The sequence below is a fragment of the Vibrio tetraodonis genome (genome assembly GCF_003350295.1).
Taxonomy (GTDB): domain Bacteria; phylum Pseudomonadota; class Gammaproteobacteria; order Enterobacterales; family Vibrionaceae; genus Vibrio; species Vibrio tetraodonis.
Genome location: NZ_QLYY01000021.1, coordinates 35,965 through 56,237, shown reverse-complemented (window position 1 = coordinate 56,237; position 20,273 = coordinate 35,965). Strand labels below are relative to the sequence as shown.

The window sequence follows — 20,273 nt, the reverse complement described above, 5'->3', positions numbered from 1 at the left end:
GTTGGATATGTACATGAAAGATATTGAAAAGTTTTACAGGATGAAAGCGTTGCTTGAATATCAAATAAATGATGCAAGTGCAAAGACAAATACTGTTATTGCGTCGTTAATAGCTTGGTTTGCTCTATATCTTACTGAAGCGATTAAAGATGGAAGTAGCGTTTTCGCTATTTTTGCTTTTGTAGGCATAATTATTCTGACGTGTGTATCAATTTTTTATTACCTAAAAGGGCAAAAAAGAACAATAGAGCTTTCACGAATGAATGCAGCTATGCATTTCTTGAGGCAAGACAATGCTTAGTGATTTCGCATATATGCTAATCCCTTTTATAGGTGTATGTATTATAGGAATATATGCATACTTTGATGTTTGGTATAAAAAGTATGAGAAAGATTTAGAGCTTGAGAATGAAGTTACGGTCTTGATTAGTAATCTGCGCAAAGCACACTTAAAAAGTAATCAGTCAACTGATCACATGAAAGATACCAGTTTGAATGACAAGCCCCCCGAACAGAATGTAGACCTCGAAGGTAATGTTTTTTTAAGTGACGGAGAGCCTACTTCACGGCCTGAAGAGCGTCTAAAGTCTTTAATTCCGTTAATCAATAACATTAACTACGATGGAATCGTCGATATTATTATTGTGCTTAATGATATAAGCGAGCAAGCTAATCTATTAGCTCTAAATATGGCGATTGAACTTGCTCGTTCGGGAGAAAAGGGTAATAGTTTTTCGGCGGTGGCAGATGACGTAAGCTTTTTAGCACGAAAAGTAGAAAAGCTGTCTCTGGAAACTCGTTCAATAATGGATTCTATAAAGAATCATCAAAATAGTTTTGCAGATCAAGTCCAAGTGGCAAATCTAATTTATGAAGTGGCAGAAATTCTCAACTTTGTTTCTTGTTTGGCTAAATTAGGAGAAAAAGTTGCAAAAGACGTCGAGAAGAAAACGGAAGAAATACCTAGTATGGTCACTGGGGTTATATCTATTAGGCAGGATGCGAAACAGACTTTAACAAGGTTGAGTCAAACGGATAAGGAAAGCCGTAGTAATATTTATAACTACCTTCTATCTTGCTTAGAGTAGGTTTTACAACGAAGTGGGGGGCACTAAGAGTCAGTTTGCTTTTTGTTGATAGATTGTTAGATACTAGAATGATTATTTTTATATTATTGTTGTGCAAACCTGCATACTATCTCAGGCCCAGATATAGACAGTTCAAGAACCATCCAAAGATCATCTTGCTACCATCACTAAAAAAACCAGACCTACCCACCTTAAATAATGAAAATAGCCTAACAATTTGGCATTTTGACCTAACACTTCTGTAGCTTAGTAATTGAGTCGGATATACTAGCTTTAAATACCTTCCTTGTAGAATTAGGCCTGCCTATGTCAGAACACACCCCAAACGACCCTTTTGCTGAACGCGAATCCGAGAAATACGACAATCCTGTCCCCAGTCGTGAGTTTATTCTTGAGTTTCTTGAGCAAGCGGGTGTGCCGCTCAATCGCAATGACTTGTTTGAAGCCCTGCATTTAAAAGGTGAAGAGCAGTATGAAGGCTTACGTCGCAGACTAAGGGCGATGGAAAGAGATGGTCAGCTAGTGTTTACCCGCCGTCAGTGTTATGCCGTGCCTGAAAAGCTGGAGATGATTAAAGGTTATGTCATTGGCCACAAAGATGGTCATGGCTGGGTGCGTCCCGAAGGCAGTATAGGCAAAGAAGGGGATGTGTTACTGCCTCATCATCAAATGAAAAACCTGCTTCACGGTGATTTTGTTTTGGTGCAACCAACACAAAACTCGAAAAAAGGCAAAAAAGAAGGCCGTTTGGTGCGGGTGCTGGAAGAAAGGCAAGGACAAATCGTTGGTCGCTTCTTTATGGAATATGGGTACTCTTATGTGGTGCCAGATGATTCAAGGCTAAGCCAAGACATTCTTATTCCTAATGAGCTGCGTGCTGGAGCGAGAATGGGCAATGTGGTGGTGATTGAAATTACCGACCGCGATTCTCGTACGCGCGGCATGATGGGCAAAGTGGTGGAAGTACTAGGCGAGAATATGGCGCCTGGCATGGAAACGCAGATTGCCATTCGTACTCACCAAATCCCTCATGAATGGCCAGAAGAAGTCGATGCTCAAATCGAGGGCTTAGGTGAAGAGGTGCCTGAAGAAGCCAAACAAGGGCGGGTTGATTTGCGCGAATTGCCTTTAGTGACAATCGATGGTGAAGATGCACGAGATTTTGATGATGCCGTTTACTGTGAGGCGAAAAAAAGCGGCGGTTGGCGTCTTTGGGTCGCGATCGCTGATGTCAGCTACTACGTGCGTCCAGATTCTGCGCTAGACAAAGAAGCCATTAATCGTGGTAACTCAGTGTATTTCCCTTCTCAAGTTGTGCCCATGTTGCCCGAAGTGCTGTCTAATGGTCTTTGCTCGCTCAACCCTCAGGTGGATCGCCTGTGTATGGTGTGTGAGATGACAGTATCTGAATCGGGTAAGTTATCAGGTTATAAGCATTATGAAGCTGTGATGAATTCCCATGCGCGCCTAACGTATAATAAGGTCCATCATATTCTTGAAGGTGATGAGGAGCTGCGCCAGCGCTATGAGCCTTTGGTGCCTCACCTTGAAGAGCTGCACAAGATGTATAAGGTGCTTAAACGTGCACGCGATCATCGCGGTGCGATTGAATTTGAAACCGTTGAAACCAAATTTATCTTTAATGCTGAGCGCAAGATAGACAGTATCGAGCCTGTAGTGCGTAATGATGCGCACAAAGTCATTGAAGAGTGTATGATTTTGGCCAATATTGCCTCGGCATCTTTAGTTGAAAAAGCCAAGGAGCCGGCTTTATATCGGATCCACGAATCGCCCGGAGAAGAGCGTTTAATGGGCTTTCGCGACTTTTTAAGTGAACTAGGTCTTGATCTGAAAGGCGGCCTTGAGCCTTCACCAACTGATTATGCAGATCTTGTGCGCCAAATTGGTGAGCGTCAAGATAAAGAGCTTATCCAAACTATGTTGCTGCGTTCGATGAAGCAAGCCGTCTACAATGCCGATAATTGTGGCCACTTTGGTCTAGCGCTGAAGCGTTATGCGCACTTTACTTCGCCGATTCGTCGTTATCCTGATCTCTTGTTGCATCGCGCGATCAAATATCTTATCGCCAGAGAAAATGGCACATTGAAAGATCGCTGGACGCCAACGGGCGGTTATCATTATTCGTTCGATGATATGGATTTTTACGGTGAGCAGTGCTCAATGACAGAGCGCCGCGCGGATGATGCAACCCGAGAGGTGGCGGATTGGCTCAAATGTGAGTACATGCAAGATCATGTGGGTGAAGAGTTAGACGGTGTTATTGCTAATGTCACCGGATTTGGCTTCTTTGTTCGTTTGACCGAGCTGCATATTGATGGTTTGGTGCATATTTCAACGCTTGCTAATGATTACTACCAATTTGATCCAATAGGTCAAAGGCTTATCGGTGAGAGCTTTGGTGCGATTTATCGTCTTGGCGATGCGGTTAAAGTGAAAGTACTGTCAGTCAATCTAGATGATAGACAAATAGACTTTGAATTAGTCGAAACAAGTCGTAAGCTACGCGGCAAAGGAAAAACGGCGAAGAAGCGTGCAGCAGAAGCGCAGCAAAAGGCCAAAGCGAAAAAAAATGCCGCGGCAAACGGCAGGCGCAGTGTAGGAAAAGCCAAACCTTTGGTCGAAGCAACCAAGCGACCAGATGACGGTGAGTATCAAGGTAAAGGCAAAAAAGCGTCGAAGAAGCCTGCTAATCAGGCAGGTAAGAAAAAGCCACGTAAAAAAGCCAAGAAGGCACGGGCGAAGAAACACTAATCGGATAAGTTAATGAGTAATGAATTTATTTACGGCATTCATGCGGTAAAAGCAGTATTGGAAAAAGAACCAGAGCGTTTTGTTGAAGCCTTTGTGCTAAAAGGCCGTCAAGATGACCGCCTGATGCTGATTATCAATCAGCTACAAACATGCGGAGTGTCAATTCAGCAAATGGCGCGTAAAACACTTGATGACAAAGCACGTGGCGCAAATCATCAGGGTATTATGGCCAAGGTAAAGCCGGCCAAGCAGCTCAATGAGCATGACTTAGACGACATTATTGCCAAACAAGATGCGCCATTGTTATTGGTTTTGGACGGCGTGACGGACCCACACAATCTTGGTGCGTGCCTACGTAACGCTGATGCAGCAGGGGTTGCTGCTGTGATTGTACCAAAAGATAAGTCGGCCAATATTAACGCTACCGTGAGTAAAGTTGCCTGCGGCGCAGCGGAAACTGTGCCGCTTGTTCGCGTCACCAATCTAGCGCGCACTATGCGCACCTTACAAGAACAGGGGATTTGGTTTGTGGGCACTGCTGGCGAAGCCAAGCATGATATCTATCAAGCTAAGTTGACAGGTCCTCTGGCTATTGTAATGGGCGCTGAAGGTGATGGTATGCGCCGCTTAACTCGTGAAACTTGCGATGATTTAATCAAAATCCCTATGGCAGGCAGCGTATCTAGTTTGAACGTTTCCGTTGCATCCGGGGTTTGTCTATTTGAAGCGGTGCGTCAACGGCTATCCCAATAACCTAGTCTTTATCACACGACTTAAGCGCAGACGGGTTAGCCAGTCTGCGCTTTGTTTTTATTAGCAGATTAAAGCGAATGACTTATGGCTGGGTAATGCGTTTATTTTTCAAACAGTGCTTGCATGTCAAAGCGTGATCTGTATAATGCAGCGCACTGGTTAAGCCAGTTGTGAACCAATGAGTAACGAGGAGCTGAATTATCTATAAGATTTTTCAGGTAATGTAAACTCAGCTTATGTTCGCAGTTAATACAATTAGCTATCTTTTCTTCGGAAAAACTATCCCCAGAGGTGACTCTGGCATGTAGGGATAGTTAATCGAAAATTAACTGACAATGCGTCCTAATCTTGGATGCTACGGTTTCACATAAATCAATCGGCATTCTCTCGGCTATTCGAGTATGAGTGGCGATATTGTTTGTGTAATTTTTAATTTTGGAGCTCTGTCTCATGCAGAACCAACGTATCCGTATCCGCCTAAAAGCTTTCGATTACAAACTAATCGACGCTTCTACAGCGGAAATCGTTGAAACAGCTAAGCGCACTGGCGCACAGGTTCGTGGTCCAATCCCACTACCTACTCGTAAAGAGCGTTTCACAGTTCTTATCTCTCCACACGTTAACAAAGATGCTCGTGATCAGTACGAAATCCGTACTCACAAACGTCTAATCGACATTGTTGAGCCAACAGACAAAACTGTTGATGCTCTAATGCGTCTAGACCTTGCTGCGGGCGTTGACGTACAAATTAGCCTAGGTTAAGGGAGATTAGAAGAATGATTGGTCTAATCGGTCGTAAAGTGGGTATGACCCGCGTATTTACTGAAGAAGGCGTTTCTATCCCAGTAACTGTTGTTGAAGTTGAAGCTAACCGTGTTTCTCAAGTTCGTACACTTGAAACAGACGGCTACGCAGCAATTCAGGTAACGACTGGTGCTAAGAAAGCTAACCGTGTTACTAAGCCAGAAGCAGGTCACTTCGCGAAAGCAGGTGTTGAAGCTGGTCGCGGTCTTTGGGAATTCCGTTTGGAAAACGGTGAAGAGTTCGAAGTTGGTGCAGAACTAACGGTTGAGCTATTCAACGAAACTAAGAAAGTAGACGTTACTGGTACTTCTAAAGGTAAAGGCTTCCAAGGCGCTGTTAAGCGTTGGAACTTCTCTACTCAAGATATGACTCACGGTAACTCATTGTCTCACCGTGCTCCTGGTTCTATCGGTCAATGTCAGACTCCAGGTCGCGTATTTAAAGGCAAGAAAATGGCAGGTCACATGGGTGCTGAGCGTGTAACGACTCAAAACCTAGATATCGTACGTGTTGACGCTGAGCGCAACCTGCTTCTTATTAAAGGTGCAGTCCCTGGCGCAACTGGCGGTAACGTGATCGTTAAACCAGCTGTTAAAGCATAACGTCTCAGGAGTAAGTAATGGAACTAATGGTTAAAGGTGCTGATGCACTAACTGTTTCCGAAACTACTTTCGGACGTGAGTTTAACGAAGCTCTTGTACACCAAGTAGTTGTTGCGTATGCAGCAGGTGCTCGTCAAGGTACTCGTGCTCAAAAAACACGTTCAGAAGTTGCAGGCGGTGGCGCTAAGCCATGGCGTCAAAAAGGTACTGGCCGTGCACGTGCTGGTACAATCCGTAGCCCAATCTGGCGTACAGGTGGTGTTACTTTTGCTGCGAAACCACAAGATCACAGCCAAAAAGTTAACAAGAAAATGTACCGTGGTGCTATGAAGAGCATTCTTTCTGAGCTTGTTCGTCAAGAGCGTCTAATCGTTGTTGATAACTTCTCAGTAGAAGCGCCAAAGACAAAAGAGCTTGTCGCTAAGCTGAAAGAGCTTGAGCTAACTGATGCGCTTATCGTGACTAGCGAAGTAGATGAGAATCTATTCCTAGCTGCTCGTAACCTATACAAAATTGATGCACGTGATGCAGCTGGTATTGATCCAGTTTCACTAATCGCGTTCGACAAAGTTGTAATGACTGCAGAAGCAGTTAAGCAAGTTGAGGAGATGCTAGCATGATCACTGAAGAGCGTATCCTAAAAGTTCTACGTGCTCCACACATCTCTGAAAAAGCAACTATGGCTGCTGAGAAAGCGAACACTATCGTTTTCAAAGTTGCTAAAGATGCAACTAAAAATGAGATCAAAGCAGCTGTAGAAAAGCTATTTGAAGTTGAAGTTAAGTCTGTAAATACTCTTATCACTAAGGGTAAGACCAAACGTCAAGGTCTACGCCAAGGTCGCCGCAGCGACGTTAAAAAAGCGTACGTTACTTTGAAAGAAGGTCAAGATCTTGACTTTGTTGGCGGCGCGGAATAACAGGAGTAGTTGAGAAATGGCTATTGTTAAATGTAAGCCGACTTCCCCTGGTCGTCGTCACGTTGTTAAAGTTGTTAACGCTGACCTACACAAGGGTAAGCCATACGCACCTCTTCTAGAGAAAAACTCTAAGAACGGTGGTCGTAACAACAACGGTCGTATCACAGTACGTCACATCGGCGGTGGTCACAAGCACCATTACCGTGTAATTGACTTTAAACGTACTAAAGACGGTATCCCAGCGAAAGTTGAGCGTCTAGAATACGATCCAAACCGTAGCGCTAACATCGCTCTAGTTCTGTACGCAGATGGTGAGCGTCGTTACATCCTAGCACCTAAAGGTGTTCAAGCTGGTGATGCTATCCAGTCTGGTGCAGACGCACCAATCAAAGCTGGTAACGCACTTCCAATGCGTAACATCCCAGTAGGTTCAACTGTTCATAACGTTGAACTTAAGCCTGGTAAAGGTGGTCAGCTAGCTCGTTCGGCGGGTGCATATGCTCAAATCGTCGCTCGCGACGGTGCATACGTAACTCTTCGTCTACGTTCTGGCGAAATGCGCAAAGTACTTTCTGAAGGCCGTGCAACAATCGGTGAAGTTGGTAACTCTGAGCACATGCTACGTGAACTTGGTAAAGCTGGTGCTAGCCGCTGGCGCGGTGTTCGTCCAACCGTTCGTGGTGTTGTGATGAACCCAGTAGACCACCCACACGGTGGTGGTGAAGGCCGTACTTCTGGTGGTCGTCACCCAGTATCACCATGGGGTCAGCCAACTAAAGGCTTCAAGACTCGTAAGAACAAACGCACTGACAAGTACATCGTACGTCGTCGTAACAAGTAATCTATATAAAGAGGAATCGCCATGCCACGTTCTCTCAAGAAAGGTCCATTTATCGACCTACACTTGCTGAAGAAGGTAGAGAAAGCGGTGGAAAGCGGAGACAAAAAGCCTATTAAGACTTGGTCCCGTCGTTCAATGATCATCCCTACGATGATCGGTTTGACCATCGCTGTCCATAATGGTCGTCAGCACGTACCAGTATTCGTAACCGACGAAATGATAGGTCACAAACTGGGCGAATTTGCACCAACTCGTACTTACCGCGGCCACGTCGTGGATAAGAAAGCTAAGAAGCGTTAAGGAGTAGATGATGGAAGCACTAGCTAAACATAACTTTGCTCGCATTTCGCCTCAGAAAGCTCGCTTAGTTGCGGATCAAATCCGTGGTAAATCAGTTGACCAAGCTCTAGAAATCTTAACTTTCAGCAACAAAAAAGCTGCTGACTTAGTAAAGAAAGTTCTTGAGTCAGCTATCGCGAATGCGGAGCACAACGAAGGTGCAGATATTGACGACCTAAGTGTCGCAAAGATCTTCGTAGATGAAGGCCCTATCATGAAGCGTATTATGCCTCGTGCTAAAGGTCGTGCGGATCGTATCTTGAAGCGTTCAAGCCACATCACTGTTGTTGTTGCAGACGCTTGAGACTAGGAGAGTAAGCAATGGGTCAGAAAGTACATCCAAATGGTATTCGTCTTGGCATCGTTAAGCCTTGGAATGCTACATGGTTTGCTAACACCAAAGAATTCGCTGACAACCTAGACGGCGACTTCAAGGTACGTCAGTTCCTTACAAGTGAACTGAAAAAAGCGTCTCTTTCACGTATCGTTATCGAGCGTCCTGCTAAGAGCATCCGTGTGACTATTCACACTGCTCGTCCAGGCGTTGTAATCGGTAAGAAAGGTGAAGACGTTGAGAAGCTACGCGCAGCTGTAGCTAAAATTGCAGGTGTACCAGCGCAAATTAACATCGCTGAAGTACGTAAGCCTGAACTAGATGCACAACTTGTTGGTGACAGCATCGCGTCTCAACTAGAGCGTCGTGTTATGTTCCGTCGCGCTATGAAGCGTGCGGTACAAAACGCTATGCGTCTAGGTGCTAAAGGTATCAAAGTAGAAGTAAGTGGTCGTTTAGGCGGCGCTGAAATTGCACGTTCAGAGTGGTACCGTGAAGGTCGTGTGCCTCTACACACTCTACGTGCTGACATTGATTACGCAACTTCTTCGGCTCACACTCAATACGGTGTGATCGGCATTAAAGTTTGGATCTTCAAAGGTGAGATCCTAGGCGGAATGCCAGCAGCTAACGCTGTAGAGCCTAAAGGCGACAAGCCTAAGAAGCAGCGCAAAGGCCGTAAGTAAGGAGTCGACAGATGCTACAACCTAAACGTACTAAGTTCCGTAAGGTTCAGACAGGTCGTAACCGTGGTCTAGCTAAAGGTACTGAAGTAAGCTTCGGCGAATTCGGTCTTAAAGCAACTGGCCGTGGTCGTCTAACTGCTCGTCAGATCGAAGCGGCACGTCGTGCAATGACACGTCACGTTAAGCGTCAAGGTAAAATCTGGATCCGTGTGTTCCCAGACAAGCCTATCACAGAAAAACCACTAGAAGTTCGTCAGGGTAAGGGTAAAGGTAACGTTGAGTACTGGGTAGCCCAAATCCAACCTGGAAAGGTAATGTACGAAATGGGTGGTATACCTGAAGAATTGGCACGTGAAGCGTTCCGCCTAGCGGCTCGTAAGCTGCCTTTCAAGACGACATTTGTAACTAAGCAGGTGATGTGATGAAAGCACAAGATCTACGCGAAAAGAGCGTTGAAGAGCTTAACTCTGAGTTACTAGAGTTGCTACGCGAACAGTTCAACCTGCGCATGCAGGCGGCAACTGGTCAGCTACAGCAAACTCACACTCTGAAAGCTGTACGCCGTGATATCGCACGTGTGAAAACTGTTTTGACTGAGAAGGCAGGCGCATAATGAGCGAAGTAAAACGTACTCAACAAGGTCGTGTTGTTAGCGACAAGATGGACAAGTCTATCACTGTTTCTATCGAGCGCATGGTTAAACACCCAATTTACGGCAAGTTCGTAAAGCGCACGACTAAAGTACACGCACATGACGAGAACAACGAGTGTGGCCTAGGCGACACAGTTGAAATCGCAGAGTGTCGTCCTCTGTCTAAGACTAAGTCTTGGGCATTGGTAAAAGTTGTAGAAAAAGCGAAGGTTTAATTTCGTTGATTCTATGAAAAAAGCGGCTCCAAAAAATATTTTGGAGCCGTTTATTTTTTGACTACCCAATTACATAAAAGGGTGGTACAATTCGCGTCCCTTTTAAAGAGGCAGCCCGACCCGTGAGGGTCTAGTTTTTTTTATATTTAGCGGAGCACTAACATGATCCAAATGCAAAGTATGCTGGACGCAGCTGATAACTCAGGCGCACGCAGCGTAATGTGTATTAAGGTTCTGGGTGGCTCTCATCGCCGTTATGCACACATCGGTGACGTTATCAAAGTTACTGTTAAGGAAGCAATTCCTCGCGGTAAAGTTAAAAAAGGTGACGTTCTGAAGGCGGTGGTAGTTCGCACCCGTAAAGGCGTACGTCGTCCTGACGGTTCTGTCATTCGCTTCGACCGAAATGCTTGCGTATTGTTAAACGATAACACTGAGCAACCAATCGGTACACGTATCTTTGGTCCTGTGACACGCGAACTTCGTGGCGATAAGTTCATGAAGATCGTTTCACTGGCTCCAGAAGTTCTGTAAGGAGCACGTAGAAATGGCAGCTAAAATCCGTCGTAATGACGAAGTAATCGTTCTTGCTGGTAAAGATAAAGGCAAGAAAGGTAAAGTAACTAAGGTTCTAGCAACTGGTAAAGTTTTCGTTGAAGGCATTAACCTTGTTAAGAAGCATCAAAAACCTGTACCTGCAATGAATATCCAAGGTGGTATTGTTGAGCAGGAAGCAGCTATCGATGTATCTAACGTGGCTATTTTCAACGCAGCTACTGGTAAAGCTGACCGTATCGGTTTCCGTTTTGAAGACGGCAAGAAAGTTCGTTTCTTCAAGTCTAACGGCGAAACCGTTTCTAACTAATAGAGTAATTTGGAGTTCTACTATGGCGAAACTGCATGATTACTACAAGTCGTCTGTAGTCGCTGAACTGACCAAACAGTTTAGCTACACAAGCGTCATGCAAGTCCCTAGAATCGAGAAAATCACCCTAAACATGGGTGTTGGTGAAGCAATCAACGATAAGAAACTGCTAGAAAATGCAGCGTCTGATATGGCAACGATCTCTGGTCAGAAGCCACTTATCACAAAAGCGCGCAAATCTGTTGCAGGTTTCAAAATCCGCGAAGGCTACCCTATCGGTTGTAAAGTAACCTTGCGTGGCGAACGTATGTGGGATTTTCTTGAGCGTCTTATTTCGATCGCTCTTCCACGTGTACGTGACTTCCGTGGTGTTAGCGCTAAGTCTTTTGACGGACGCGGTAACTACAGCATGGGCGTTCGCGAGCAAATCATCTTCCCGGAAATCGACTTTGATAAAGTTGATCGAGTACGCGGTCTAGACATCACTATTACGACGTCTGCTGGTACTGATGAGGAAGGCCGTGCTCTGCTGGCTGCCTTTAACTTCCCATTCCGTAAGTAAGGTGAAGGGTTACTGTTATGGCTAAAAATTCAATGAAAGCACGTGAAGTAAAACGTGCAAAGCTAGTAGCTAAGTACGCTGAGAAGCGTGCAGCGCTTAAAGCTATCATCAGCGATGTAAACGCATCTGAAGAAGATCGTTGGAACGCAGTTCTTAAATTGCAAACTCTTCCACGTGATTCAAGTGCATCACGTCAGCGCAACCGTTGTAACCAAACTGGTCGTCCACACGGTTACCTACGTAAGTTCGGTCTAAGCCGTATCAAAGTCCGTGAAGCTTGCATGAAAGGCGAGATTCCTGGACTTCGTAAGGCTAGCTGGTAATTGCCACTTAATCATTTGGAGTAAATCATATGAGCATGCAAGATCCGATTTCGGATATGCTGACCCGCGTTCGTAACGGTCAGGCAGCAAACAAAGTTGCTGTTAAAATGCCTTCTTCAAAGCTTAAAGTTGCAATTGCTGCACTACTAAAAGCTGAAGGTTACATCACTGATTTCGCTGTTGAAGGCGAAGTAAAACCTGAGCTAGAAGTTACTCTTAAGTACTTCCAAGCTAAACCAGTAATCGAGCAACTTAAGCGTGTTTCTCGTCCAGGTCTACGTGTTTACAAGAAGAAAGGTGACCTTCCTTCTGTAATGGGCGGTCTTGGTGTTGCTATCGTTTCAACTTCCAAGGGTCTGATGTCAGACCGTGCTGCACGTAAAGCAGGTCTTGGCGGTGAAATCATCTGCTACGTAGCGTAATAGGAGTAGAATATGTCTCGTGTTGCTAAGGCACCTGTCGCTATTCCAGCTGGCGTAGAGGTGAAACTAAACGGCCAAGAAATCACTGTAAAAAGTGCAAAGGGCGAACTATCTCGCATTGTTAATGATGCAGTAGTTGTGGCTCAGGAAGAAAACAACCTAACTTTCGGTCCTAAAGAAGGTGTTGTTAATGCATGGGCTCAAGCAGGTACTGCTCGTGCTCTCGTAAACAACATGGTTGTTGGTGTTACTGAAGGCTTTACTAAGAAGCTAACTCTTAAAGGTGTTGGTTACCGTGCTGCTATTAAAGGCAAAGCTGTATCTCTAACACTAGGCTTCTCACACCCTGTTGAGCACGAGTTGCCAGAGGGTATTAAAGCTGAATGTCCTAGCCAAACTGAAATTATTATCTCTGGTTGCGATAAGCAGCTAGTAGGTCAAGTTGCGGCTGACATTCGTTCTTACCGTGAGCCTGAACCTTATAAAGGTAAAGGTGTTCGTTACGCAGATGAAAATGTGCGTACTAAAGAAGCTAAGAAGAAGTAAGGTAACACTATGGATAAGAAAGCATCTCGCATCCGTCGTGCTACACGCGCACGTCGTAAGATTGCAGAACTGGGTGCAACTCGCCTAGTAGTACACCGTACTCCTCGTCACGTGTACGCTCAGGTTATCGCATCAAACGGCTCTGAGGTTATCGCAGCAGCTTCTACTGTAGAAAAAGCGATCCGTGAGCAAGTAAAGAACACTGGTAACATCGATGCAGCTAAAGCAGTAGGTAAAGCTGTTGCTGAGCGCGCGCTAGAAAAAGGCGTAGCGTCAGTTGCATTTGATCGTTCTGGTTTCCAATACCACGGTCGAGTAGCGGCGCTAGCAGAATCTGCTCGCGAAGCTGGTCTGAAATTCTAAGGTAGGGTTGGAAGATGGCTAAAGAACAACAAGTTCAAGCGAATGATTTGCAAGAAAAGCTAATCGCAGTTAACCGTGTATCAAAAACGGTTAAAGGTGGTCGAATCATGAGCTTTACTGCACTAACTGTAGTTGGTGACGGTAACGGTCGCGTAGGTTTCGGTTACGGCAAAGCTCGTGAAGTACCTGCAGCGATTCAAAAAGCAATGGAAAAAGCGCGTCGTAATATGACTACTATCGCGCTTAACGAAGGCACACTTTTCCACCCGGTAAAAGGTCGCCACTCGGGCTCTAAAGTTTACATGCAGCCAGCTGCAGAAGGTACAGGTGTAATCGCAGGTGGTGCGATGCGTGCAGTACTAGAAGTAGCAGGTGTACATAACGTACTATCTAAAGCATACGGTTCTACGAACCCTATCAACATCGTTCGTGCTACGATCGATGCACTAGATAGCATGAAGTCGCCAGAAATGGTTGCTGCTAAACGTGGTCTAACTGTTGAATCTATTTCGGAGTAAGAACACCATGGCAACTATTAAAGTTACTCAAACTAAAAGCTCAATCGGTCGTCTACCTAAGCACAAATTGTGTTTAAAGGGTCTAGGCCTTCGTAAAATCAACCATACTGTAGAACTTGAAGATACTCCGTGTGTACGCGGAATGATCAACAAGGTTTTCTACATGGTTAAAGTTGAGGAGTAATCAGAATGCGTTTGAATACTCTATCACCGGCTGCGGGTTCTAAGCCTTCTGCGAAGCGCGTAGGTCGTGGTATCGGTTCTGGCCTTGGTAAAACCGGTGGTCGTGGCCACAAAGGTCAAAAGTCACGTTCTGGCGGCAGTGTTCGTCCAGGCTTCGAAGGCGGTCAAATGCCTTTGAAACAGCGTCTACCTAAGTTCGGCTTCACTTCTCGTAAGAGTCTAGTGTCTGCTGAAGTTCGTCTAGCTGAGCTAGCGAAAGTAACAGGTGACGTCGTCGACCTAAACAGCCTTAAAGCTGCTAACGTCATCACTAAGAACATCGAATTTGTTAAAGTTGTTCTTTCTGGTGAAATTAACAAAGCAGTGACTGTTAAAGGTCTACGTGTGACTAAAGGCGCTAAAGCTGCTATCGAAGCTGCTGGCGGTAAAATCGAGGAATAATCTCGAGGAACGAGGTACAGATGGCTAAGAAACCAGGACAAGATTTTCGTAGTGCTCAGAGCGGCTTAAGTGAACTAAAGTCGCGCTTGTTATTCGTAATTGGTGCACTTTTAGTATTCCGAGCCGGCTCTTTTGTGCCGATTCCTGGTATTGACGCTGCTGTACTTGCCGATTTGTTCGAACAGCAAAAAGGTACCATCGTTGAAATGTTTAACATGTTCTCCGGTGGTGCTCTTGAGCGTGCATCTATATTAGCGTTGGGCATCATGCCGTATATTTCGGCATCGATTGTTGTCCAACTGCTAACCGTAGTTCACCCTGCGTTAGCTGAACTCAAGAAAGAGGGTGAAGCAGGCCGTCGTAAGATAAGCCAATATACGCGCTACGGCACGCTTGTACTTGCAACATTCCAAGCTATTGGTATTGCAACAGGCTTACCAAACATGGTCGATAATCTGGTTGTTATCAACCAAACCATGTTTACGCTAATTGCTACCGTAAGTTTAGTAACTGGTACCATGTTCCTGATGTGGTTAGGTGAACAAATTACAGAGCGTGGAATTGGTAACGGTATATCGTTACTTATTTTTGCAGGTATTGTTGCTGGATTGCCTTCTGCAATCGGTCAAACAATCGAGCAAGCGCGTCAAGGTGAATTGCATGTACTTCTTCTGCTGTTGATTGTTGTACTTGCTTTTGCAGTGATCTACTTCGTTGTTTTCATGGAGCGTGGTCAACGTCGAATCGTCGTTAACTATGCGAAACGTCAACAAGGTCGTAAGGTCTTTGCTGCACAAAGCACACACTTGCCACTTAAAATTAATATGGCAGGTGTTATTCCAGCAATCTTTGCATCTAGTATTATACTGTTTCCAGGAACACTGGCGCAGTGGTTTGGTCAAAATGGTGAGAGCAGCACGCTTGGTTGGTTAACTGACGTGTCTTTGGCTCTTAGCCCAGGTCAGCCTTTATACGTAATGCTATATGCAGCGGCGATTATTTTCTTCTGTTTCTTCTACACGGCGTTGGTATTCAACCCTAGAGAAACAGCAGATAACCTGAAGAAGTCTGGTGCATTCGTACCCGGCATCCGCCCAGGTGAGCAGACAGCTAAATATATAGATAAAGTGATGACGCGTTTAACCCTAGCGGGTGCGTTATACATTACCTTTATCTGTCTGATTCCAGAGTTCATGATGGTCGCGTGGAACGTACGTTTCTACTTCGGCGGAACATCACTACTGATTGTAGTAGTGGTTATTATGGACTTTATGGCACAGGTACAGACTCATCTGATGTCTCAACAGTATGATTCTGTGTTGAAAAAGGCAAACCTGAAAGGCTACGGCCGATAAATCGGGTTTTAATTGCGGAGTTTAGCAATGAAAGTTCGTGCTTCCGTTAAAAAAATCTGCCGTAACTGTAAAGTTATCAAGCGTAACGGTGTCGTTCGCGTGATTTGCAGTGAGCCAAAGCACAAACAGCGCCAAGGCTAATAAGCAGAAATTTTTACTTGAAATATAAGGTAGCGTTGAGTATATTGCTCGGCCTACCTTTTGCGTGCAAAAGAAGTAGTATCCCGCAGCGTATCCATAACGGGCTTTGCTGCGGCTAATTCTTTTATAGAAACACTTAGGAGTGAATAATGGCCCGTATAGCAGGCATTAACATTCCTGATCAAAAGCATGCTGTAATCGCACTAACAGCGATCTACGGCATCGGTAAGACTCGTTCTCAAGCTATTCTAGCTGAGGTGGGTATTGCTGAGCATGTTAAGATCAGTGAACTAACTGAAGAGCAGATCGATCAACTGCGTGATGGTGTAGCTAAGTACACTGTAGAAGGTGATCTACGTCGTGAAGTATCCATGAACATCAAGCGTCTAATGGACCTTGGCTGTTACCGTGGTCTTCGTCATCGTCGCAGTCTACCACTACGTGGACAGCGTACTAAAACCAACGCTCGCACCCGTAAGGGTCCGCGTAAGCCGATCAAGAAATAATCGGGAAGGTAGAGTACAATGGCTAAACAACCAACTCGCGCTCGTAAGCGCGTACGCAAGCAAGTTGCAGATGGCGTTGCGCACATCCATGCGTCTTTTAACAACACAATCGTAACTATTACTGACCGTCAAGGTAATGCTCTAGCATGGGCTACTGCAGGTGGTTCAGGTTTCCGTGGTTCTCGTAAATCTACTCCGTTCGCGGCACAGGTAGCTGCTGAGCGTTGTGCTGAAATGGCGAAAGAATACGGACTAAAGAACTTGGAAGTTATGGTTAAGGGTCCAGGTCCAGGTCGTGAATCTACTGTTCGCGCACTGAACGCTGCTGGTTTCCGCATCACAAACATCGTTGATGCTACACCAATCCCTCATAACGGTTGTCGTCCACCTAAGAAACGTCGTGTATAACGTTTTTTAGATTACTGGAGAAAGATCATGGCAAGATATTTGGGTCCTAAGCTGAAGCTTAGCCGTCGTGAAGGCACTGACTTATTCCTTAAGTCTGGTGTTCGCGCGATCGATACCAAGTGTAAAATTGATAACGCACCAGGTGTACACGGCGCTCGTCGCGGTCGTCTATCTGAGTATGGCGTTCAGCTTCGTGAGAAGCAAAAAGTACGTCGTATGTACGGCGTTCTAGAAAAACAATTCCGTAACTACTACAAAGAAGCAGCGCGCCTTAAAGGCAACACTGGTGAAAACCTACTTCAGCTTCTTGAAGGTCGTCTTGATAACGTAGTTTACCGCATGGGCTTTGGCGCAACTCGCGCAGAAGCACGTCAGCTAGTTAGCCACAAAGCTATCCTAGTTAACGGTAAAGTTGTAAACGTTCCTTCTTTCAAAGTTGCGGCTAATGACGTTGTTACTATCCGTGAGAAAGCAAAACAGCAGTCTCGCATCAAAGCAGCTCTAGAAGTTGCTGAACAACGCGAAAAACCAACTTGGATTGAAGTAGATGGTGGTAAGATGGAAGGTACGTTTAAGCGTCTGCCTGAACGTTCAGATCTATCTGCTGACATCAACGAACAACTGATCGTCGAGCTTTACTCTAAGTAAGGTTTAAACTAAAGAGAGGACACAATGCAGGGTTCTGTAACAGAATTTCTTAAGCCACGTCTTGTTGACATCGAACAAGTTAGCACGACACACGCAAAAGTAACTCTTGAGCCATTGGAGCGTGGCTTTGGTCACACTCTAGGTAATGCACTTCGCCGTATTCTTCTATCTTCTATGCCAGGTTGTGCTGTGACAGAAGTAGAGATTGAAGGCGTTCTACACGAATACAGCACTAAAGAAGGTGTTCAGGAAGATATTCTTGAAATTCTTCTAAACCTAAAAGGTTTGGCTGTACGCGTTGCCGAAGGCAAAGATGAAGTGTTTATTACGCTGAACAAATCAGGCTCGGGCCCTGTGGTTGCAGGTGACATCACCCATGATGGTGATGTAGAGATCACTAACCCAGAACACGTTATCTGTCACTTGACAGATGCCAATGCCGAGATCGCAATGCGTATCAAGGTAGAACGTGGTCGTGGTTACGTTCCAGCTTCAGCTCGTATCCATACTGAAGAAGATGAGCGTCCAATTGGTCGCCTACTGGTTGACGCTACGTACAGCCCAGTAGACAAAATTGCTTATTCTGTAGAAGCAGCTCGTGTAGAGCAGCGTACAGACTTAGACAAGCTTGTCATCGATATGGAAACGAACGGTACTCTAGACCCAGAGGAAGCAATCCGTCGTGCAGCTACTATTCTAGCTGAGCAATTGGATGCCTTCGTAGATCTACGTGATGTACGAGTTCCTGAGGAGAAAGAAGAGAAGCCAGAATTCGATCCGATCCTACTGCGTCCTGTAGACGATCTTGAACTAACAGTTCGCTCTGCTAACTGTCTGAAAGCAGAAGCGATTCACTACATCGGTGATCTTGTACAGCGCACTGAGGTTGAGCTACTTAAAACGCCTAACCTTGGTAAAAAATCTCTTACAGAGATCAAAGACGTACTTGCATCACGTGGTCTGTCTCTAGGTATGCGCCTAGAAAACTGGCCACCAGCGTCTATCGCTGAAGATTAATCGATACTAGTTAGAAGGATTAGGTCATGCGCCATCGTAAGAGTGGTCGTCAACTCAACCGCAACAGCTCACATCGCAAAGCGATGTTCAGCAACATGGCTAGCTCTCTAGTACGTCATGAAGTTATCAAGACTACTTTGCCAAAAGCAAAAGAGCTACGTCGCGTCGTTGAGCCTTTGATTACACTAGCTAAGACTGACAGCGTTGCTAACCGTCGTCTAGCATTTGCACGTACTCGTGACAACGAAGTAGTTGCAAAACTATTTAACGAACTAGGTCCACGTTTTGCTGCTCGTCAGGGCGGTTACACTCGTATCCTAAAAGCTGGTTTCCGTGCTGGTGACAAAGCTCCAATGGCTTACATTGAGCTTGTAGATCGCCCAGCTGCTGAAGAAGCTGCTGAGTAATCAGTTCGTAGTAACGAAAAAGCCGAGCACATGCTCGGCTTTTTTGTATCTGGAATAATTTAAGTATAAAGAAGGCGGCTATACAGCCGCCTTCTTTATTGAGTCATATGGCTATTACAGAATATCCAGTAGCTCAACTTCAAATACTAGTGCTGCAAATGGAGGGATAGATGCACCAGCACCACGCTCACCATAAGCAAGATCTTGAGGGATGTAGAGTTTCCACTTTGAGCCAACAGGCATTAGTTGAAGCGCTTCAACCCAGCCTTTGATAACGCCAGTTACTGGGAACTCAGCAGGTTGGCCGCGAGAAACAGAGCTGTCAAATACAGTACCGTCAGTTAACTCACCATGATAGTGAACACGAACTTGCTTGTCTGAAGTAGGGATTTCACCAGTACCTTCAGTTAGGATTTCGTATTGTAGACCTGACTCAAGCACAGTGATTTCTGGGCGAAGAGCATTATCTTTTAGGAAGGCTTCACCATCAGCAGCAGCAGCTTTAGCAGCTTCTTGGCGAGCAGACTCAGCGCGCTGATGCATGTCTTGAAGCGCAGAGTTAATGTCGTCAATTTCAATTGCTGGCATATCACCAACGAGTGCGGTGGCGATGCCCGCTGCGATAGCGTCAACGCTAAGACCTTCCAGACCAGAGCCTGCGAGTTGCTGGCCCATTTGCAGACCAATACCGTAGCTGGCTTTTTGCTCTACTGTTTCAAATTTAACTTCAGACATGATGTCTCTCTATGTTTAGTGTATTTACGGCGCACAGGATACCAGTAATGAGAGCTGGATGAAATGGCGCCAGGGTTCGATAACAATAATGCTCCCAATGTGGGAGTTAAGTCTGATTTTTTTGCCTCAAATAGCAATTTTGACCTCTACATTACCTAACAGATTCAAAATCCCTATACTAGAGTGCGCTTCGTTTTTATACTTAGAGTCGTGGACCATAGGGAGAGCCCGCTTAATGAACCGCAGAAAGAAAAAGCCTAAACAGATCGATTATATAGAGCTAATTCAACAAAAGATCGCGCAGATTGATTGGAAGGCTATGGTTCGCTATGTCAAAGATCTTTGGTGGATACTGCCAAAACTTCATCGAAGAGTATTAATCATACTTGTACCGCTTTTTCTTCTATTACTTTTGCTCCCAGCGCCACAAACCACCCCAGATTCAGAGCAAAACAGCGCTCCCTCTGAGTCAAAGCAGCGTGTTTCGGTTAACATTAATACTACTGGACTTAGCCAGCAGCGCTCTGACGAGCAGCAAAGTTTAAAGTCTGAGGTATGGCAAGAATATACCGTAGAAAAGGGTGATACTCTTGCTCAAGTGTTTCGCAATAATGATTTAGCCATGTCTGATCTCAACGCTCTCGTTAAGGTTGAAGGAAGTGATCGGCCTTTAAGCCGGATAAAGGCAGGGCAGTTAGTGCGCTTTAAACTCGCTGAAGATGGTAAACTCGATATTCTTCAACTGGAGAAAAGCTCAAAATCTGTCATGTTCTTCCGCTTATCAGATGGTGCCTTTGGTCGTAGCAAATAAGATAGTTTTGGTTGTAT

General features: G+C 45.3%; 34 protein-coding genes. 33 read left to right on the top strand and 1 reads right to left on the bottom strand.

All coding sequences use genetic code 11. From position 1 onward, the window contains the following. Positions 1 to 13 precede the first annotated feature (13 nt). The 32 genes from DPF90_RS16190 (at position 14) to rplQ (ending at position 18,710) form a co-directional block, all read left to right on the top strand. Positions 14 to 301 carry a hypothetical protein gene (locus tag DPF90_RS16190; protein ID WP_114787370.1) on the top strand — a complete coding sequence of 96 codons (288 nt, stop codon included), beginning with the start codon at positions 14 to 16 and terminating at the stop codon, positions 299 to 301. After that, complete coding sequence (locus tag DPF90_RS16185; protein ID WP_114787369.1) at positions 294 to 1,088, top strand: methyl-accepting chemotaxis protein; 795 nt, start codon at positions 294 to 296, stop codon at positions 1,086 to 1,088. The genes DPF90_RS16190 and DPF90_RS16185 overlap by 8 nt, the downstream gene beginning before the upstream one ends. A gap of 306 nt (positions 1,089 to 1,394) precedes the next feature. Then, the gene (rnr, locus tag DPF90_RS16180) at positions 1,395 to 3,860 is read left to right on the top strand and encodes a ribonuclease R (RefSeq protein ID WP_114787368.1); all 2,466 of its coding nucleotides are present in this window, start codon (positions 1,395 to 1,397) and stop codon (positions 3,858 to 3,860) included. 12 nt (positions 3,861 to 3,872) lie between these two features. Next, the gene (gene rlmB, locus DPF90_RS16175; RefSeq protein WP_114787367.1) at positions 3,873 to 4,613 is read left to right on the top strand and encodes a 23S rRNA (guanosine(2251)-2'-O)-methyltransferase RlmB; all 741 of its coding nucleotides are present in this window, start codon (positions 3,873 to 3,875) and stop codon (positions 4,611 to 4,613) included. Positions 4,614 to 5,063: 450 nt separating this feature from the next. Next, positions 5,064 to 5,375, top strand: coding sequence for a 30S ribosomal protein S10 (rpsJ, locus tag DPF90_RS16170; protein WP_001181007.1), 312 nt, complete (start codon positions 5,064 to 5,066; stop codon positions 5,373 to 5,375). A gap of 14 nt (positions 5,376 to 5,389) precedes the next feature. Further along, the gene (gene rplC / locus DPF90_RS16165) at positions 5,390 to 6,019 is read left to right on the top strand and encodes a 50S ribosomal protein L3 (RefSeq protein WP_114787366.1); all 630 of its coding nucleotides are present in this window, start codon (positions 5,390 to 5,392) and stop codon (positions 6,017 to 6,019) included. Positions 6,020 to 6,036: 17 nt separating this feature from the next. Next, positions 6,037 to 6,639: a 50S ribosomal protein L4 gene (gene rplD, locus DPF90_RS16160; RefSeq protein WP_114787365.1), complete on the top strand. Its 603-nt coding sequence runs from the start codon at positions 6,037 to 6,039 to the stop codon at positions 6,637 to 6,639. Continuing rightward, positions 6,636 to 6,938: a 50S ribosomal protein L23 gene (rplW, locus tag DPF90_RS16155; protein WP_114787364.1), complete on the top strand. Its 303-nt coding sequence runs from the start codon at positions 6,636 to 6,638 to the stop codon at positions 6,936 to 6,938. Before rplD ends, rplW begins: the two co-directional genes overlap by 4 nt. A gap of 16 nt (positions 6,939 to 6,954) precedes the next feature. Beyond that, positions 6,955 to 7,779, top strand: coding sequence for a 50S ribosomal protein L2 (gene rplB, locus DPF90_RS16150; RefSeq protein ID WP_114787363.1), 825 nt, complete (start codon positions 6,955 to 6,957; stop codon positions 7,777 to 7,779). 21 nt (positions 7,780 to 7,800) lie between these two features. After that, positions 7,801 to 8,079 (top strand): 30S ribosomal protein S19, encoded by a 279-nt coding sequence (gene rpsS, locus DPF90_RS16145; RefSeq protein ID WP_042485188.1) that lies wholly within the window; start codon positions 7,801 to 7,803, stop codon positions 8,077 to 8,079. Positions 8,080 to 8,089: 10 nt separating this feature from the next. Further along, the gene (gene rplV / locus DPF90_RS16140) at positions 8,090 to 8,422 is read left to right on the top strand and encodes a 50S ribosomal protein L22 (protein WP_114787362.1); all 333 of its coding nucleotides are present in this window, start codon (positions 8,090 to 8,092) and stop codon (positions 8,420 to 8,422) included. A gap of 17 nt (positions 8,423 to 8,439) precedes the next feature. After that, on the top strand, positions 8,440 to 9,138 hold the full coding sequence (gene rpsC, locus DPF90_RS16135; protein ID WP_114787361.1) for a 30S ribosomal protein S3: 699 nt from the start codon (positions 8,440 to 8,442) through the stop codon (positions 9,136 to 9,138). Positions 9,139 to 9,149: 11 nt separating this feature from the next. Next, on the top strand, positions 9,150 to 9,560 hold the full coding sequence (gene rplP / locus DPF90_RS16130; RefSeq protein ID WP_114787360.1) for a 50S ribosomal protein L16: 411 nt from the start codon (positions 9,150 to 9,152) through the stop codon (positions 9,558 to 9,560). Further along, positions 9,560 to 9,751, top strand: a complete 192-nt coding sequence (gene rpmC, locus DPF90_RS16125) for a 50S ribosomal protein L29 (protein WP_114787359.1) — start codon at positions 9,560 to 9,562, stop codon at positions 9,749 to 9,751. The genes rplP and rpmC overlap by 1 nt, the downstream gene beginning before the upstream one ends. Continuing rightward, complete coding sequence (gene rpsQ, locus DPF90_RS16120; RefSeq protein WP_114787358.1) at positions 9,751 to 10,005, top strand: 30S ribosomal protein S17; 255 nt, start codon at positions 9,751 to 9,753, stop codon at positions 10,003 to 10,005. The genes rpmC and rpsQ overlap by 1 nt, the downstream gene beginning before the upstream one ends. Positions 10,006 to 10,167: 162 nt before the next feature. Next, positions 10,168 to 10,539, top strand: coding sequence for a 50S ribosomal protein L14 (gene rplN, locus DPF90_RS16115; RefSeq protein ID WP_004410450.1), 372 nt, complete (start codon positions 10,168 to 10,170; stop codon positions 10,537 to 10,539). 13 nt (positions 10,540 to 10,552) lie between these two features. Continuing rightward, a complete protein-coding gene (rplX, locus tag DPF90_RS16110; RefSeq protein ID WP_114787357.1) occupies positions 10,553 to 10,870 on the top strand; it encodes a 50S ribosomal protein L24 in 318 nt (105 codons plus the stop codon). A gap of 22 nt (positions 10,871 to 10,892) precedes the next feature. Next, positions 10,893 to 11,432 carry a 50S ribosomal protein L5 gene (gene rplE / locus DPF90_RS16105; RefSeq protein WP_114787356.1) on the top strand — a complete coding sequence of 180 codons (540 nt, stop codon included), beginning with the start codon at positions 10,893 to 10,895 and terminating at the stop codon, positions 11,430 to 11,432. Positions 11,433 to 11,449: 17 nt separating this feature from the next. After that, positions 11,450 to 11,755 (top strand): 30S ribosomal protein S14, encoded by a 306-nt coding sequence (gene rpsN / locus DPF90_RS16100; RefSeq protein WP_114787355.1) that lies wholly within the window; start codon positions 11,450 to 11,452, stop codon positions 11,753 to 11,755. 29 nt (positions 11,756 to 11,784) lie between these two features. Continuing rightward, positions 11,785 to 12,177, top strand: a complete 393-nt coding sequence (gene rpsH, locus DPF90_RS16095; protein ID WP_114787354.1) for a 30S ribosomal protein S8 — start codon at positions 11,785 to 11,787, stop codon at positions 12,175 to 12,177. 12 nt (positions 12,178 to 12,189) lie between these two features. After that, the gene (gene rplF, locus DPF90_RS16090; protein ID WP_114787353.1) at positions 12,190 to 12,723 is read left to right on the top strand and encodes a 50S ribosomal protein L6; all 534 of its coding nucleotides are present in this window, start codon (positions 12,190 to 12,192) and stop codon (positions 12,721 to 12,723) included. Positions 12,724 to 12,732: 9 nt separating this feature from the next. After that, positions 12,733 to 13,086 (top strand): 50S ribosomal protein L18, encoded by a 354-nt coding sequence (rplR, locus tag DPF90_RS16085; RefSeq protein ID WP_114787352.1) that lies wholly within the window; start codon positions 12,733 to 12,735, stop codon positions 13,084 to 13,086. Between the two features lie 14 nt (positions 13,087 to 13,100). Beyond that, a complete protein-coding gene (gene rpsE / locus DPF90_RS16080) occupies positions 13,101 to 13,604 on the top strand; it encodes a 30S ribosomal protein S5 (RefSeq protein WP_114787351.1) in 504 nt (167 codons plus the stop codon). Between the two features lie 7 nt (positions 13,605 to 13,611). Then, positions 13,612 to 13,788, top strand: a complete 177-nt coding sequence (rpmD, locus tag DPF90_RS16075; protein WP_114787350.1) for a 50S ribosomal protein L30 — start codon at positions 13,612 to 13,614, stop codon at positions 13,786 to 13,788. Positions 13,789 to 13,793: 5 nt separating this feature from the next. After that, positions 13,794 to 14,228: a 50S ribosomal protein L15 gene (rplO, locus tag DPF90_RS16070; RefSeq protein ID WP_006963206.1), complete on the top strand. Its 435-nt coding sequence runs from the start codon at positions 13,794 to 13,796 to the stop codon at positions 14,226 to 14,228. A 20-nt stretch (positions 14,229 to 14,248) separates the two neighbouring features. Further along, entirely contained in the window at positions 14,249 to 15,583 is a 1,335-nt protein-coding gene (gene secY / locus DPF90_RS16065) for a preprotein translocase subunit SecY (RefSeq protein ID WP_045974705.1), read from the top strand. Between the two features lie 27 nt (positions 15,584 to 15,610). Continuing rightward, complete coding sequence (gene rpmJ / locus DPF90_RS16060; protein ID WP_000868186.1) at positions 15,611 to 15,724, top strand: 50S ribosomal protein L36; 114 nt, start codon at positions 15,611 to 15,613, stop codon at positions 15,722 to 15,724. Between the two features lie 149 nt (positions 15,725 to 15,873). Next, positions 15,874 to 16,230, top strand: a complete 357-nt coding sequence (rpsM, locus tag DPF90_RS16055; protein WP_114787349.1) for a 30S ribosomal protein S13 — start codon at positions 15,874 to 15,876, stop codon at positions 16,228 to 16,230. 18 nt (positions 16,231 to 16,248) lie between these two features. Then, a complete protein-coding gene (gene rpsK / locus DPF90_RS16050; protein ID WP_001118870.1) occupies positions 16,249 to 16,638 on the top strand; it encodes a 30S ribosomal protein S11 in 390 nt (129 codons plus the stop codon). Between the two features lie 27 nt (positions 16,639 to 16,665). After that, on the top strand, positions 16,666 to 17,286 hold the full coding sequence (gene rpsD / locus DPF90_RS16045) for a 30S ribosomal protein S4 (RefSeq protein WP_114787348.1): 621 nt from the start codon (positions 16,666 to 16,668) through the stop codon (positions 17,284 to 17,286). 24 nt (positions 17,287 to 17,310) lie between these two features. Further along, positions 17,311 to 18,303: a DNA-directed RNA polymerase subunit alpha gene (locus DPF90_RS16040; RefSeq protein WP_114787347.1), complete on the top strand. Its 993-nt coding sequence runs from the start codon at positions 17,311 to 17,313 to the stop codon at positions 18,301 to 18,303. Positions 18,304 to 18,329: 26 nt separating this feature from the next. Continuing rightward, positions 18,330 to 18,710, top strand: a complete 381-nt coding sequence (gene rplQ / locus DPF90_RS16035; RefSeq protein ID WP_005383141.1) for a 50S ribosomal protein L17 — start codon at positions 18,330 to 18,332, stop codon at positions 18,708 to 18,710. Between the two features lie 114 nt (positions 18,711 to 18,824). On the opposite strand, the gene DPF90_RS16030 is transcribed toward rplQ, so the two are convergent. Beyond that, a complete protein-coding gene (locus DPF90_RS16030; RefSeq protein WP_114787346.1) occupies positions 18,825 to 19,445 on the bottom strand; it encodes a BamJ family beta-barrel-assembly machinery protein in 621 nt (206 codons plus the stop codon). Positions 19,446 to 19,680: 235 nt separating this feature from the next. Between DPF90_RS16030 and DPF90_RS16025 the strand changes: the two genes are divergently transcribed. Beyond that, a complete protein-coding gene (locus DPF90_RS16025) occupies positions 19,681 to 20,256 on the top strand; it encodes a LysM-like peptidoglycan-binding domain-containing protein (protein WP_114787345.1) in 576 nt (191 codons plus the stop codon). Positions 20,257 to 20,273 lie beyond the last annotated feature (17 nt).

Excerpts from the sequence above, each read along its gene's own strand:
- DPF90_RS16190 (WP_114787370.1), top strand. The coding sequence starts at position 14 with ATGAAAGATATTGAAAAGTTTTACAGGATGAAAGCGTTGCTTGAATAT.
- DPF90_RS16185 (WP_114787369.1), top strand. The coding sequence starts at position 294 with ATGCTTAGTGATTTCGCATATATGCTAATCCCTTTTATAGGTGTATGT.
- rnr (WP_114787368.1), top strand. The coding sequence starts at position 1,395 with ATGTCAGAACACACCCCAAACGACCCTTTTGCTGAACGCGAATCCGAG.
- rlmB (WP_114787367.1), top strand. The coding sequence starts at position 3,873 with ATGAGTAATGAATTTATTTACGGCATTCATGCGGTAAAAGCAGTATTG.
- rpsJ (WP_001181007.1), top strand. The coding sequence starts at position 5,064 with ATGCAGAACCAACGTATCCGTATCCGCCTAAAAGCTTTCGATTACAAA.
- rplC (WP_114787366.1), top strand. The coding sequence starts at position 5,390 with ATGATTGGTCTAATCGGTCGTAAAGTGGGTATGACCCGCGTATTTACT.
- rplD (WP_114787365.1), top strand. The coding sequence starts at position 6,037 with ATGGAACTAATGGTTAAAGGTGCTGATGCACTAACTGTTTCCGAAACT.
- rplW (WP_114787364.1), top strand. The coding sequence starts at position 6,636 with ATGATCACTGAAGAGCGTATCCTAAAAGTTCTACGTGCTCCACACATC.
- rplB (WP_114787363.1), top strand. The coding sequence starts at position 6,955 with ATGGCTATTGTTAAATGTAAGCCGACTTCCCCTGGTCGTCGTCACGTT.
- rpsS (WP_042485188.1), top strand. The coding sequence starts at position 7,801 with ATGCCACGTTCTCTCAAGAAAGGTCCATTTATCGACCTACACTTGCTG.
- rplV (WP_114787362.1), top strand. The coding sequence starts at position 8,090 with ATGGAAGCACTAGCTAAACATAACTTTGCTCGCATTTCGCCTCAGAAA.
- rpsC (WP_114787361.1), top strand. The coding sequence starts at position 8,440 with ATGGGTCAGAAAGTACATCCAAATGGTATTCGTCTTGGCATCGTTAAG.
- rplP (WP_114787360.1), top strand. The coding sequence starts at position 9,150 with ATGCTACAACCTAAACGTACTAAGTTCCGTAAGGTTCAGACAGGTCGT.
- rpmC (WP_114787359.1), top strand. The coding sequence starts at position 9,560 with ATGAAAGCACAAGATCTACGCGAAAAGAGCGTTGAAGAGCTTAACTCT.
- rpsQ (WP_114787358.1), top strand. The coding sequence starts at position 9,751 with ATGAGCGAAGTAAAACGTACTCAACAAGGTCGTGTTGTTAGCGACAAG.
- rplN (WP_004410450.1), top strand. The coding sequence starts at position 10,168 with ATGATCCAAATGCAAAGTATGCTGGACGCAGCTGATAACTCAGGCGCA.
- rplX (WP_114787357.1), top strand. The coding sequence starts at position 10,553 with ATGGCAGCTAAAATCCGTCGTAATGACGAAGTAATCGTTCTTGCTGGT.
- rplE (WP_114787356.1), top strand. The coding sequence starts at position 10,893 with ATGGCGAAACTGCATGATTACTACAAGTCGTCTGTAGTCGCTGAACTG.
- rpsN (WP_114787355.1), top strand. The coding sequence starts at position 11,450 with ATGGCTAAAAATTCAATGAAAGCACGTGAAGTAAAACGTGCAAAGCTA.
- rpsH (WP_114787354.1), top strand. The coding sequence starts at position 11,785 with ATGAGCATGCAAGATCCGATTTCGGATATGCTGACCCGCGTTCGTAAC.
- rplF (WP_114787353.1), top strand. The coding sequence starts at position 12,190 with ATGTCTCGTGTTGCTAAGGCACCTGTCGCTATTCCAGCTGGCGTAGAG.
- rplR (WP_114787352.1), top strand. The coding sequence starts at position 12,733 with ATGGATAAGAAAGCATCTCGCATCCGTCGTGCTACACGCGCACGTCGT.
- rpsE (WP_114787351.1), top strand. The coding sequence starts at position 13,101 with ATGGCTAAAGAACAACAAGTTCAAGCGAATGATTTGCAAGAAAAGCTA.
- rpmD (WP_114787350.1), top strand. The coding sequence starts at position 13,612 with ATGGCAACTATTAAAGTTACTCAAACTAAAAGCTCAATCGGTCGTCTA.
- rplO (WP_006963206.1), top strand. The coding sequence starts at position 13,794 with ATGCGTTTGAATACTCTATCACCGGCTGCGGGTTCTAAGCCTTCTGCG.
- secY (WP_045974705.1), top strand. The coding sequence starts at position 14,249 with ATGGCTAAGAAACCAGGACAAGATTTTCGTAGTGCTCAGAGCGGCTTA.
- rpmJ (WP_000868186.1), top strand. The coding sequence starts at position 15,611 with ATGAAAGTTCGTGCTTCCGTTAAAAAAATCTGCCGTAACTGTAAAGTT.
- rpsM (WP_114787349.1), top strand. The coding sequence starts at position 15,874 with ATGGCCCGTATAGCAGGCATTAACATTCCTGATCAAAAGCATGCTGTA.
- rpsK (WP_001118870.1), top strand. The coding sequence starts at position 16,249 with ATGGCTAAACAACCAACTCGCGCTCGTAAGCGCGTACGCAAGCAAGTT.
- rpsD (WP_114787348.1), top strand. The coding sequence starts at position 16,666 with ATGGCAAGATATTTGGGTCCTAAGCTGAAGCTTAGCCGTCGTGAAGGC.
- DPF90_RS16040 (WP_114787347.1), top strand. The coding sequence starts at position 17,311 with ATGCAGGGTTCTGTAACAGAATTTCTTAAGCCACGTCTTGTTGACATC.
- rplQ (WP_005383141.1), top strand. The coding sequence starts at position 18,330 with ATGCGCCATCGTAAGAGTGGTCGTCAACTCAACCGCAACAGCTCACAT.
- DPF90_RS16030 (WP_114787346.1), bottom strand. The coding sequence starts at position 19,445 with ATGTCTGAAGTTAAATTTGAAACAGTAGAGCAAAAAGCCAGCTACGGT.
- DPF90_RS16025 (WP_114787345.1), top strand. The coding sequence starts at position 19,681 with ATGAACCGCAGAAAGAAAAAGCCTAAACAGATCGATTATATAGAGCTA.